Genomic DNA, 12144 nt, shown 5'->3' on the forward strand with positions numbered 1-12144 from the left:
GATACCGCCTCTTTCTAGCCCTTTTTCGGGGCACGGCACCAGCCCCCTTCCGCATGCCTCGCGGGCATTAAGGCTCTGGCTTAGCGCTGGAAATGGCCCACCAGCTCCACGTGCGGCGAATAGCGGAACTGATCCACCGGGGTGACATGTCGCAGGCGGAATCCCCCTTCCGCCAGGAGCCGCGCATCGCGGGCGAAGGTGGAGGCGCTGCAGGAGACATAGGCGATGCGATCGAGCTTCGCCCGCGCCAGTTCCCGCGCCTGCGCTTCCGCCCCCTGGCGCGGCGGGTCGATGACCACCGCGTCGAACCGGGCAAGCTCCTCCGCCAGCAAAGGCCGGCGGAACAGGTCGCGCACCTCCGCCTCGACGCCCTTCAGGCCGGGCGCCGACGCACGGGCGAGCGCGGCGATGGCGCCCGCATTGTTCTCATAGGCCGCAACGCGGGCGGTCTCGGCGAGGCGCAAGGCGAAGGTGCCGACGCCGCAGAACAGGTCCGCCACGCTCTTGGCACCCGCCACGATGGAGAGGGCCAGCATCGCCAGGGCCTCCTCCCCGGCCTGCGTCGCCTGGAGGAAAGACGCCGGCGGCAGATGCACCCGCGCCCGGCCCATGGTGACGAACGGCGCCTCGTGCTGCGCCACCAATTCCCCATGTCGGGTGAGGCGGGCGAGGCGGAAGGTTTGGGCGATGGCGCCGAGATCCATGGCGATCATGGGCGGGAGGGGGCCGGAGCCCCGCACATCCATGTCCATTCCCGCCTCGGTAGCGGTGACGTGGAGGTCGAGCGGCTTCTTCAGGGGTGCCAGCGCCTCGGCCACTGCCCGCGCGGCCGGCAGGGCCTGGTCCAGCGCCGGGGCCAGCACCGGGCATTCCACGATGGGCACCATGGAATGGGATTTGCGCTCGGCGAAGCCCACGATGGTCCGCGCGCCCGCCTGCCGCGCATGGAAGATCACGCGCCGCCGCCCAGCCCCATGGGCATCCACCAGCGGCGCAATCTCCGTCTCGATGCCTTCCCACCGGAGCGCCTGGACCACCAGATCCCGCTTCCAGCGCTGGTAGGCCCCCGCCTCCCAATGCTGGAGCAGGCAGCCGCCGCAAATGCCGAAATGGCCGCATTCAGGCGCGACGCGCTCAAGGCTCGCGGAGAGGATCCGCTCCACCTTGAGCTTGTCCTTCTCGCGCACCCCGCTCACCCGCTCGCCCGGCAGGGTATAAGGCGCGAACAGGGAGCCGTCCTCGGCCTCGATAATGCCGTCGCCCTGTGCGCCCATGCGCGCCACAACCGCCTCCATCACGCTCGCTCTGCTCCGATCAGGAATTCGCGGTTGCCGTCGCCGCCTTCGATGGGCGAGGGGATGAGGCCGACAACCCGCCATCCCAGCGCCGATACCTCCGCCGAGACGCGCGCGCAAACTTCCTCATGCACCGCCGCGTCGCGCACGATGCCCTTCTTCACCCGCGCCGGGCCCGCCTCGAACTGCGGCTTCACCAATGCCGCAAGGCGGGCGCCCTCCCCCGCCAGGCTCAAGGCGGCCGGCAGCACCAGCGAAAGGGAAATGAAGCTCACATCCACCACCACGAGATCCACGGGCTCCGGCACAAGCTCCCGCGACAGGGAGCGGGCGTCCGTGCCTTCGAACAATTGCACTTCCGGGCGCGCGCGCAGGCGCGGATGGAACTGGTCGTGCCCGACATCCACCGCATAGACCCGCCTGGCGCCGCGCGCGAGCAGCACATCGGTGAACCCGCCTGTCGAGGCGCCCACATCCAGCGCGATGCAGCCTTCGGGATTGAAGCCGAAGGCATCCAGCGCGGCTTGCAGCTTCAGGCCGCCGCGCGAGACGAAGGGATGGGCCTCTTGCGCCAGCAGCACCGCATCCTCGGCCACTTCCTCGGAGGGTTTTGTGGCGGCCACACCGTCCACCCGCACCAGCCCCGCCCGCACCGCCGCCTGCGCGCGGGCCCGGCTGTCGAACAGGCCGCGCGCCACCAGCAGCTTATCGATGCGCTGACGCGTCATTTAACCCTACCCTGATACGCCCCTAGGAAAGATCGTGAAACCGCGCCACCATCTCGCCATGGTGACCCTTCTAAAGGATGGTCGTGCGGTAAGATAGCAGAGCGTCGGCGGGGGCAATCCCACTGCCGGACCTTGACCCATCTCCCCGCGCCCGCGACGTTTTTTCCCTGAACCATCAAGCGACCTTCGCAGTTGAATGTCCGCCGTGACGCCCGAAGCGTATCGGCACCATGCAGCCGTCGGGATCGGAGTCCGCATGCGCCCAGTGCCAGCGCTTTTCGGCGCGCTTCTGATCACTTTTGGCCTCGGCACCGCCGAGGCGGCGACATCCACGGCCAAGACCAAGTCCACGAAATCCACCACCGCAAAACCGTCGGCACCGGTCGACACCCGGGTCTGGAGCGTCGTCCGCGGCGAGGGCACCTATGTGCTGCGCTTCGGCCAGCCTCGCGACCCCGACCCCGTCTTCGCCGCCACCTGCCAGCCCTCTGCGCAATTGCTCCAGATCGCCATCGAGGTGGAGGGAAAGCCGTTCGCCTCCGGTGATGGCGTCCCGCTGTCGCTCACCAATGGCAAGCGGCGGCTTGAGCTTGCGGCCACCGCCTTCCTCGGCTCCAGCGACGGGGCGCTGGTGGTGGAGGCCGCCGTGGCCCTGGAGCCGCGCGTGTTCGATCTGTTCCGTGCGGGCGACACCCTCAACGCGAAGATGCCGGCGGCGATCCCGAAAATGCCGAGCGTCAACCAGAGCTTTCCTCTGGCCAATGCGCGAGCGCGCCTCGCCGACTTCGAGGCGTCCTGCCTTTCCCGGCGCTAACCAAGCTTCCGACTTCGGCTTTCCCTTTGCCGACGTCCGTCTATGATCCCGCGCGAACTGACAAGGAACACGCCATGAAATGCGCGGCCCTCGCCCTTACGCTCCTCGCCGCCTCGGCTTTGCCGGCGGCCGCCCAGGTCAAGATGTCCTGGGGGACCACCGACACCGACACGGGGTCGGTGCTGTTCTTCGGCGTGCCCGAGACCGACAACTCCTTCATTTCCTTCACCTGCGACCGCGGCAACGCCACCGTGCTGGTCAGCTCGCACATCGGCTCCAAGGGCCTGAAGGCCAACGATCCCGCGAAGATCATCCTCACCGCCGGCAAGGTGAAGAAGGAGTTCTCCGGAAAGGGCGTCGCCAACGATGAAGCCGCGTCCGTGGACGTGGATGCCGGCGGCAAGCTGGCCGATATCAAGGCCGTCCTCGCCGGCGGCAAGCTGCTGGTGATCGAGACCAAGGGCGTCAAGCAGCAGGTGGTGCTCGACGGCGCAGTGGACGCCTACGGCCAGTTCGAGGGCGCCTGCAAATAGGCGCCGCCAATTAGGCGCTCAACGCGTCACGCGCGCCGGGTGATCGGCGCGCGCGCCTCGGCGGGGCCGAGCAGCGACAAGGCCTTCGCCGTGATGGCATCGGCATCGAGCCCGGCCATGGCGATCTGATGCGCCGGGCTGTCATGGTCCATGTAGGTGTCGGGCAGCACCATGGAGCGCAGCTTGAAGCCGCGATCCAGCGCGCCGGCATCGCTCAGAAGCTGCATCACCTGGCTGCCGAAGCCGCCCACCGATCCCTCTTCCACCGTGATCATCGCTCCGTGCTCGCGGGCGAGCCGCAGCATCAGCGCGCTGTCGATGGGCTTTGCGAAACGGGCATCCGCCACCGTCGCCGACAGGCCGATGGCTGCCAGCTGGTCAGCCGCCTCCATGCAGGCCGCAAGCCGCGTGCCCAATGAGACGAGCGCGATATCCGTGCCCTCGCGCAGCACACGCCCGCGGCCGATGGGCAGCACCTCGCCCTGGTCCGGCCGCTCCACGCCCACGCCCTCGCCGCGCGGAAAACGGAAGGCGATGGGCCCTTCGTCGAACGCCACGGCGGTGGCGATCATATGGGTCAGCTCCGCCTCGTCGGCGGGGGCCATGATGGTGAAGCCCGGCAGGCAGGCGAGGAAGGCGACGTCATAGGCGCCCGCATGGGTCGCCCCGTCTGCCCCCACGAGTCCGGCCCGGTCGATGGCGAAGCGCACCGGCAGGCCCTGGATGGCGACGTCGTGCACCACCTGGTCATAGGCCCGCTGGAGGAAAGTGGAATAAAGCGCGCAGAAGGGCTTGTAGCCCTCGGTCGCGAGCCCGGCGGCAAACGTCACCGCGTGCTGCTCGGCGATGCCCACATCGAAGGTGCGCTCGGGATACGCCTGCCCGAACAGATCGAGCCCCGTACCCGAGGGCATGGCCGCGGTGATGGCGACGATCTTCTCGTCGCGCCGCGCCTCGCTGATGAGGCTCTCAGCGAACACGCGGGTATAGGACGGCGCATTGGACTTGGGCTTAACCTGCGTGCCCGTCACCACGTCGAACTTGACCACGCCGTGATACTTGTCGGCGGAGGCCTCGGCGGGGGCGTAGCCCTTGCCCTTCTGGGTCACCACATGCACCAGGATCGGCCCGGTCTTGGCGTCGCGCACATTGCGCAGCACCGGAAGCAGGTGCTCCAGATTGTGGCCGTCGATGGGGCCCACATAATAGAAGCCCATCTCCTCGAACAGCGTGCCGCCGGTCCAGAAGCCGCGCGCGAACTCCTCCGCCCGCTGCGCGCCGCGCTCCACGAACTTCGGCATGTGGCGGGAGAGCTGCTTGCCCAGCTCGCGCAGCGAGAGATAGGTGCGCCCGGAGATGAGCCGCGCCAGATAGGCCGACATGGCGCCCGTGGGCGGGGCGATGGACATGTCATTGTCGTTGAGGATGACGATGAGCCGGCTGTCCATGGCGCCGGCATTGTTCATCGCTTCATAGGCCATGCCCGCCGACATGGCGCCGTCTCCGATGACGCAAACGACGTTGCGGTCTTCCCCCGAGAGGTCGCGCGCCACCGCCATGCCGAGCCCGGCCGAGATGGAAGTGGAGGAATGGGCGGCGCCGAACGGGTCGTATTCGCTCTCGGACCTCCGGGTGAAGCCGGAAAGCCCCCCGCTCTGGCGCAGGGTGCGGATGCGGTCGCGCCGGCCGGTGAGAATCTTGTGGGGATAGGCTTGGTGCCCCACGTCCCAGATCAGCCGGTCGCGCGGGGTCTCGAAGACGTGGTGCAGCGCAACGGTGAGTTCCACCACGCCGAGCCCGGCGCCCAAATGCCCGCCCGTGACGGAAACCGCATCGATGGTCTCGGCGCGCAGCTCGTCGGCAAGCTGCTGCAGTTTCTCGTCCGGCAGCGCCCGCAGGTCGGCGGGCGAGGTCACCGTGTCGAGAAGCGGGGTCCTGGAAACCGTCACGAAAAACTCCGCCCAATCGGCCGTCTTGGCGCTGGAGGGACCGGGCCGGTCCGACGGGACGGGCCGGGTCGGCGGTTTCTCCCGCGCAGGCCTTTGAGGCTTACACGGCTGCACCGAAACGCGCAACGGATCAAGGAAATGGCCCCGTTTTGCGGCACCATCAGCGCAGCATCCGATAGTCCCGCGCCTCACCCACAGGAGCCCTAAATCTGGGAATAATTTTGGAAACAACAAGACGTATGTGCGGCATAGATTCGGCGTATAAAAGTATATTCTGAGCCAATTATAAGATTTTTTGCCCAAACAGTCCTAGATGACATCATCCTCATTATTTCAGGAACCCTTCGCTACTCCCATCGTTCGAATTCGGGCATAGCATTGGAGAACATCATGCGTGCTAACTTTGCAGTAGCGACCATTGCCGCGCTTCTTGTCACAGCGCCGGCACTGGCCCAGACAAGCACCACCACCACCGTTTCGCCCAGCGGGTCCAGCTCGGTCTCCGTCACCACAGAGCAGCGCACCAAGATCCGCGATTATGTGGTCCGCGAGCAGCGTCCGTCGGTGGCCGCGCCGTCCGGCTTCACCGTTTCCACGGGTGCCACGGTCCCCCAAAGCGTTGAGCTCTATTCCTTCCCGTCCGACGTGGGCGTCAGCCGCTACCGCTATTCCGTGATCGGCGGCCAGACCGTGCTGGTGGAGCCCGGCACCCGGAAGGTCATCCAGATCATCGAGTAACCTGAACGTCAGCACACCGATGAAAGCGGGGCGTCGTCACGGCGCCCCGCGCTCATCCAGAAGCCCTGCCAGCTTGCCGGCGCGGATCATGAACCGGTGTCTGTCGAGGGTCAGGGCGGCCAGAAGGCACCCTCCCCCGAGCCGCGCCGCATCGCGCAGGAAGGCGATGGGCCGGCCGTATTTCCGGCGCAGGTAAAGCTCGGAATGCTTCTTCAGGCGGTTTATCGCGAAGGTGCGCTTCAGGCTGGGCGCGCTGGACTTGCCGCCGCCATGGCGTACGCGCGCCTCCGGCACCACGATAATGGGCAGATGCCGCGCCTCCGCGCGCAAAGCGAGGTCGTCGTCCTCGTGATAGAGGAAGATGCGCTCGTCAAACCCGCCCATCTCCAGGAACAGGTCGCGCTCCACCAGGAAGGCCGCGCCGTGCACGAAGCGCGTGCAATAGTCCCCGGCGATCTCCTGCTCCTTCAACCGGCGCCCACGCGGCACGGGCTGGAAGATCGACCCTTCCTTGCGCATCAGCCGCCCGTTCTCGCCGACGATGGACGGCATCAGCAGGCCCGGCCCGTATCGGCCGGCGGTGGCGAGCAGCGTAGTGAGAGCCCCCTCCTCCAATACCGCGTCGGGATTGAGGAAGAATACATGACGCCCGCGCGCTGCCCGCGCGCCGGCATTGCAGGCGGTGCCGAAGCCCATGTTGCGTGCCATGGGCAATAAGGTGGCCGGGCGCGCCAGCCCGTCCATGAAGCCGGTGCCCTCGGGGCTCGCATTGTCGACGATGATGATTTCGGCTTCCCGCGGCACCGACGCCACCGCCCGGCCGATCACCGCTCCGCTGTCATAGGAGACCAGGACCACCGAGACGGAATCAAGCGACTGCACGGAAAACCCTTGCCCAAGCCGCGGCGGTGCGCCGCGCTGGATAGGTAGCACCTGCCCCGGCGCGGTCAAACCGCCGCGCGGCCCTTTCATCGCACCGCCTCCTCCGGTAGAAGGCTGCGGACCATGCCGCTGCGCGACAACGCCCCGACGCTCCGCCGCCATTTCTTCTTCCTGGCCGGCTTCGATCCCATGGATGCGGAAGGGCACCACCGCATCTTCACCCGGGAGATGGCGCGCTTTGCCTCGGTGTGGAACACGCAGGCGGAGTGCGAGCCCCATCCTCGCCCGACCCCAACCGGCGCCCAGTGGGATGCCGTCGCCTCCGGCCCCGGCTGGACCACGCAGACGCGATTCGAGCTTCTGGCCTGGGACGATCTGGTGCGGGCGGACATGCGGCGCAGCCGCTGGTCGCATATTGGCGGAGGCCTGCGGGCCATCGCCGACATGATCGCGACCGGAACGATCCTGCGCTATTTCCAGTTCAGCCACCGCTACGGCATCTTCTTCGTCCTCACTTATGTCGCCCTCCTCGCCATCACGGCGGCGTCCATCTTTGCCGGCTGGCTCGTCTTCGGCTTCGCCGCGGCGCTGGGAGGGTGGATGGCGGCCGGCCTGTCCATAGCGGCGACAGCCGGCGCTTTCTTCGGTCTCATGGCGACGTTCGGGGCGCGGGTGCGGCTGCAGCAATCCCTGGACCTTGCAGAATTCTCGGTAGACTTCGTGCGCCGGCGCCACCCCGCCATCGAGGCGCGCATGGACGCGTTCGCCGACCGGCTTCTGGCGGTGGTGGCGGAAGGCGGGGTGGATGAGATCGTCATCGCCGGCCATAGCCTCGGCGCCATGCATGCGGTGAGCCTGCTGGCGCGGGCGCTGGAGAAGGATCCCGACTTTCCCCAGCACGCGTCCATCCGCCTGCTGACCGTGGGCAACACCTCGGCCAAGTTCGCGCTTCACCCGGCAGGTGCGTGGCTGCGGCAGGCGGCGCAGGCGGTCTATGACGCACGCGACATCTACTGGGTGGAATTCCAGGCGCGGGACGACATTGTCAGCTTCTACAAGGTTAACCCGGTCAACCTGCGCCATGCCGGCAATTCCAACGGCCTGCTGCGGCCGTTCGTGCGGCAGGTGACCATCCGCGAGATGCTGACCCCCGAGACCTTCTCCCGGTTCCGGCTCGACATCATGCGCCTGCACTGCCAGTTCTTCCTGGCGAACGACCGGCGCGCGGCCTACGATTTCTACGCCTTCGTCTTCGCCCCGGTCTCGTTCAACGCGATCGTGCACGAGATCGAGGGGCCGCAGGTCATCTTTGAACAGGACGGCGCCATCGTGCCCGCCGAGCGCCGGGGCGCCGCATGAGCTTGCTTGCTTTCGCCAAGGCCGCCTGGGTGGTGGGCGTCGCCGCCTGGTTCCTCATCCGCCTGCCCTTCCAGATCAAGGCGCGCCGCACCCGCGTGGCCGATGGGCGCCGGCGCACGGCGCGGGAGATGATTCTCCTCTCCATCTCCACCTTCGGCCTCGGTGTCGTGCCGGCCATCTATGTGGCGACGGGCTTTCCCAGGGGCCTGTCCTACCCCGTCTCGCCGCTCCAGGTCGTGGCCGGTATCGCAGTGTTTCTCGTCGCCCTCTGGCTGTTCTGGCGCACCCACAAGGCCCTGGGGCGGCAATGGTCGGTGACGCTGGAGATCAGGGACCAGCACCGCCTCATCACATCCGGCGTCTATGAGCGGGTGCGGCACCCCATGTACACGGCCTTCTTCCTGTGGGCCCTGGCGCAGGCGCTGCTTCTGCCGAATCTCGTGGCCGGCCTGTCCGGCCTTGTGGGCTTCGGCATCCTGTTCTTCCTCAGGGTGGGCGAGGAGGAGGCCATGATGCGCGAGACCTTCGGCGCCGAATACGACGCCTATTGCGCGCGCACCAAGCGCGTCCTGCCCTTCATCTACTGAGCGGCCGAACAAACCACGGACTGCGGACATCCGCGATTCGGAGCGGGTTTGTTCCCGGTGTGTGCAGTGCGGAGCGGACGAGCCGTGCCAGATTGGGACATCGCGTCTGCGCCCCCATCTTGCCCTCGAAATCGTCATGCCCGGGCTCGACCCGGGCATCCACGGCTATCCCTTAAGCGTTCATCCGGCAGAACTACGTGGATGGCATGCAAGTCGGCTGCTGCCGACTTCCAATCTTGAGACCGAAGTCGGAAACATCCGACTTCGGGTCAAGCCCGCCCATGACGGCTGCGTTTGGATCGGGAGAGGGAATTGGCGGAGCGCCGGTCGCAAAGCGGGCGCTCTTTCTGCCAACAAAAAAGCCGGGCGCGAACGCCCGGCTCCTGAACTCCAAACCCTGGAAGCGCTCAGTGCGTGGTGCCGCTCAGGGCGCCCTGGTTCAGCACTTCGACAACCTGCTTCAGGTCGGCGAGCTGGGCAGAAGCCTTCTGCTTGGCCTCGTCGGTCCGCGCATCGGCGACGTCTTCCTCGGCGTCCTTCATGAGCTGCCGAAGCTGCTCCATGTTGATCTCCTCCACCGGCGTCGCGCGCTCGGCGAGCACGGTGAGGCTGGTGGGGTTCGCCTCGGCGAAGCCGCCGCGCACGAAGAGACGCTTGGGCGCGCCCTCGCCGCGAATGGTCAGGATGCCGGGGCGCAGCATGGCGATGAACGGCGCATGGCCGGCACCAACCGAGAAATCGCCCTCCGAACCTGGAACGTCCACCCAGGTGACGTCGCCGGAAAAGACGAGCCGCTCCGGGGAGACGAGTTCAAACGTGAAGGTGGCCATGTCGTTCTCTCCGCTGTCCGCGTGGCGGGATCAGCCGCGCCCGAAGGCGCGGCGCGCCTCAGGCCGCCTCGGCTGCCAGCTTCTTGCCCTTCTCGATGGCTTCCTCGATGGAACCCACCATGTAGAAGGCCTGCTCGGGCAGGTGGTCGTACTTGCCTTCCACCAGGCCCTTGAAGCCCTTGATGGTGTCGGCGAGATCCACCAGCTTGCCGGGCGAGCCGGTGAACACTTCCGCCACATGGAAGGGCTGGGAGAGGAAGCGCTCGATCTTGCGGGCGCGGGACACCGTCATCTTGTCCTCTTCGGACAGCTCGTCCATGCCGAGGATGGCGATGATGTCCTGGAGCGCCTTGTAGCGCTGCAGGGTCTGCTGAACCTGCCGGGCCACGTTGTAGTGCTCCTCGCCGATCACCAGCGGGGACAGGATGCGCGAGGTGGAGTCCAGCGGGTCCACCGCCGGGTAGATGCCCTTTTCCGCGATGGAGCGCGACAGCACGGTTGTGGCGTCCAGATGGGCGAAGGAGGCGGCGGGCGCCGGATCGGTCAGGTCGTCGGCGGGCACGTAGATGGCCTGCACCGAGGTGATCGAACCCTTGGTGGTGGTGGTGATGCGCTCCTGGAGCGCGCCCATGTCGGTCGCGAGGGTCGGCTGATAGCCCACCGCCGAGGGAATGCGGCCCAGCAGCGCGGACACTTCCGAGCCGGCCTGGGTGAAGCGGAAGATGTTGTCCACGAAGAACAGCACGTCCTGGCCCTGGTCGCGGAAGTGCTCGGCAACGGTGAGGCCGGTCAGCGCGACGCGGGCACGAGCACCCGGAGGCTCGTTCATCTGGCCATAGACCAGGGCGCACTTGGAGCCAGCGGCCGAGCCGTTGTGCTCGTGCGGGTCCACGTTCACCTTGGACTCGATCATCTCGTAATAGAGATCGTTGCCCTCACGGGTGCGCTCGCCGACGCCGGCGAACACGGAATAGCCGCCGTGCGCCTTCGCGATGTTGTTGATGAGCTCCATGATGAGCACGGTCTTGCCGACGCCCGCGCCGCCGAACAGGCCGATCTTGCCGCCCTTGGAGTAAGGCGCCAGCAGATCCACCACCTTGATGCCGGTGACGAGGATCTCGGCTTCCGTGGACTGGTCCGCATAGGACGGCGCCGGCTGGTGGATGGCGCGCATGGAATCGCCGACCACCGGGCCCAGCTCGTCCACCGGCTCGCCGATAACGTTCATGATGCGGCCGAGGGTTGCCTCGCCCACCGGCACCATAATGGGGCTGCCGGTGTCAGTGACGAGCTGGCCGCGCACGAGACCCTCGGAAGAGTCCATGGCGATGGTGCGCACGGTGTTCTCACCGAGATGCTGGGCCACTTCCAGAACCAGGCGGTTGCCCTGGTTGGAGGTCTCCAGCGCGTTGAGGATTTCCGGCAGGTGCTCGTCGAACTGCACGTCGACGACGGCGCCGATAACCTGGGTGATGCGTCCGGTGGAGTTCGCCATGTTCGTCGTCCTTTATCCTCGTCCCGCTGCCGTCAGAGCGCTTCGGCGCCGGAGATGATTTCGATGAGTTCCTTCGTGATCATGGCCTGACGCGTCCGGTTATAGATCAGCGTCTGCTTCTTGATCATGTCGCCCGCATTGCGGGTCGCGTTGTCCATGGCGCTCATCTGAGAGCCATAGAACGACGCCTGGTTCTCCAGGAGTGCCCGAAAGATCTGCACCCCGATGTTGCGCGGCAGGAGGTCGGCGAGGATCTCGCTCTCCTCCGGCTCGTAGTCGTAAGGCACCGCCTCGCCCGCCGGCTTCGCTTCGAAAACCGCTGGGATGACCTGCTGTGCGGTCGGGATCTGCGTCACCACGTTCTTGAAGTGCGAATAGAACACGGTGGCGACGTCGAACGCGCCCTTGTTGAACAGCGCGATCACCTTGTCGCCGATGTCGTGGGCGTTGTCATAACCCAGCGTGCGCACCGCGCGCAGGTCGACGAACTCGACGATCTGTTTGGGATAGACGCGGCGGATCTGGTCGTAGCCCTTACGGCCCACGCAGAAGAACTCCACCTTCTTGCCCTGCGCGATCAGGGTGTTGGCCCGCTCGCGCACGAGGCGGACGATGGCCGTGTTGAAGGCGCCGCACAGGCCGCGCTCGGAGGTGCAGACGATCAGCAGGTGCCGCTCGTCGCTGCCCGTGCCTGCCAGCAGCAGAGGCGTGTCCGCACTGGTGGTGATGCTGGAGGCAAGGTTGCCCAGCACCGTCTCCATGCGCTCCGCAAACGGACGGGCTGCTTCCGCCGCCATCTGGGCGCGACGCAGCTTCGCCGCAGCGACCATCTGCATCGCCTTGGTGATCTTCTGTGTCGCCTTCACCGAGGCGATGCGGTTTCTTAGGTCTTTCAGGCTCGCCATGGCGCCCGCCCCTTCACTTGCACAGCTTC

Annotated in this window: 12 protein-coding genes; 5 read left to right on the forward strand and 7 right to left on the reverse strand. The window is 66.8% G+C overall.

Annotation, left to right across the window (positions count from 1 at the left end):
- Nucleotides 1-80 precede the first annotated feature (80 nt).
- Together ABLE91_RS17885 and ABLE91_RS17890 are read right to left on the reverse strand one after the other, a co-directional pair.
- A complete protein-coding gene (locus tag ABLE91_RS17885; protein ID WP_348933028.1) occupies nucleotides 81-1295 on the reverse strand; it encodes a class I SAM-dependent RNA methyltransferase in 1215 nt (404 codons plus the stop codon).
- Nucleotides 1295-2023, reverse strand: a complete 729-nt coding sequence (locus ABLE91_RS17890) for a TlyA family RNA methyltransferase (RefSeq protein WP_348932851.1) — start codon at nucleotides 2021-2023, stop codon at nucleotides 1295-1297. Before ABLE91_RS17890 ends, ABLE91_RS17885 begins: the two co-directional genes overlap by 1 nt.
- Before the next feature lie 256 nt (nucleotides 2024-2279).
- Here ABLE91_RS17890 and ABLE91_RS17895 point away from each other — a divergent pair, with 256 nt between their 5' ends.
- Entirely contained in the window at nucleotides 2280-2837 is a 558-nt protein-coding gene (locus ABLE91_RS17895) for a hypothetical protein (protein ID WP_348932853.1), read from the forward strand.
- Nucleotides 2838-2911: 74 nt separating this feature from the next.
- Nucleotides 2912-3370, forward strand: coding sequence for a hypothetical protein (locus ABLE91_RS17900; protein WP_348932855.1), 459 nt, complete (start codon nucleotides 2912-2914; stop codon nucleotides 3368-3370).
- A 26-nt stretch (nucleotides 3371-3396) separates the two neighbouring features.
- On the opposite strand, the gene dxs is transcribed toward ABLE91_RS17900, so the two are convergent.
- Nucleotides 3397-5319, reverse strand: coding sequence for a 1-deoxy-D-xylulose-5-phosphate synthase (dxs, locus tag ABLE91_RS17905; protein WP_348932858.1), 1923 nt, complete (start codon nucleotides 5317-5319; stop codon nucleotides 3397-3399).
- Nucleotides 5320-5709: 390 nt separating this feature from the next.
- Here dxs and ABLE91_RS17910 point away from each other — a divergent pair, with 390 nt between their 5' ends.
- Nucleotides 5710-6057, forward strand: coding sequence for a DUF1236 domain-containing protein (locus ABLE91_RS17910; RefSeq protein ID WP_348932860.1), 348 nt, complete (start codon nucleotides 5710-5712; stop codon nucleotides 6055-6057).
- A 36-nt stretch (nucleotides 6058-6093) separates the two neighbouring features.
- On the opposite strand, the gene ABLE91_RS17915 is transcribed toward ABLE91_RS17910, so the two are convergent.
- Nucleotides 6094-7029 carry a glycosyltransferase family 2 protein gene (locus ABLE91_RS17915; protein WP_348932862.1) on the reverse strand — a complete coding sequence of 312 codons (936 nt, stop codon included), beginning with the start codon at nucleotides 7027-7029 and terminating at the stop codon, nucleotides 6094-6096.
- A gap of 33 nt (nucleotides 7030-7062) precedes the next feature.
- Between ABLE91_RS17915 and ABLE91_RS17920 the strand changes: the two genes are divergently transcribed.
- Together ABLE91_RS17920 and ABLE91_RS17925 are read left to right on the forward strand one after the other, a co-directional pair.
- Complete coding sequence (locus tag ABLE91_RS17920) at nucleotides 7063-8298, forward strand: alpha/beta fold hydrolase (RefSeq protein ID WP_348932864.1); 1236 nt, start codon at nucleotides 7063-7065, stop codon at nucleotides 8296-8298.
- Nucleotides 8295-8885: a protein-S-isoprenylcysteine O-methyltransferase gene (locus ABLE91_RS17925; protein ID WP_348932866.1), complete on the forward strand. Its 591-nt coding sequence runs from the start codon at nucleotides 8295-8297 to the stop codon at nucleotides 8883-8885. The genes ABLE91_RS17920 and ABLE91_RS17925 overlap by 4 nt, the downstream gene beginning before the upstream one ends.
- A 407-nt stretch (nucleotides 8886-9292) precedes the next feature.
- Here the strand turns inward: ABLE91_RS17925 and ABLE91_RS17930 are convergent, their stop codons facing one another.
- The 3 genes from ABLE91_RS17930 to ABLE91_RS17940 are packed head-to-tail and all read right to left on the reverse strand — an operon-like array spanning nucleotide 9293 to nucleotide 12115.
- Nucleotides 9293-9715 (reverse strand): F0F1 ATP synthase subunit epsilon, encoded by a 423-nt coding sequence (locus ABLE91_RS17930; RefSeq protein WP_348932868.1) that lies wholly within the window; start codon nucleotides 9713-9715, stop codon nucleotides 9293-9295.
- Nucleotides 9716-9773: 58 nt separating this feature from the next.
- Complete coding sequence (gene atpD / locus ABLE91_RS17935) at nucleotides 9774-11210, reverse strand: F0F1 ATP synthase subunit beta (protein WP_348932870.1); 1437 nt, start codon at nucleotides 11208-11210, stop codon at nucleotides 9774-9776.
- Between the two features lie 32 nt (nucleotides 11211-11242).
- Nucleotides 11243-12115, reverse strand: a complete 873-nt coding sequence (locus tag ABLE91_RS17940) for a F0F1 ATP synthase subunit gamma (RefSeq protein ID WP_348932872.1) — start codon at nucleotides 12113-12115, stop codon at nucleotides 11243-11245.
- Nucleotides 12116-12144 lie beyond the last annotated feature (29 nt).

It is taken from the genome of Aquabacter albus, assembly GCF_040049275.1.
Taxonomy (GTDB): domain Bacteria; phylum Pseudomonadota; class Alphaproteobacteria; order Rhizobiales; family Xanthobacteraceae; genus Aquabacter.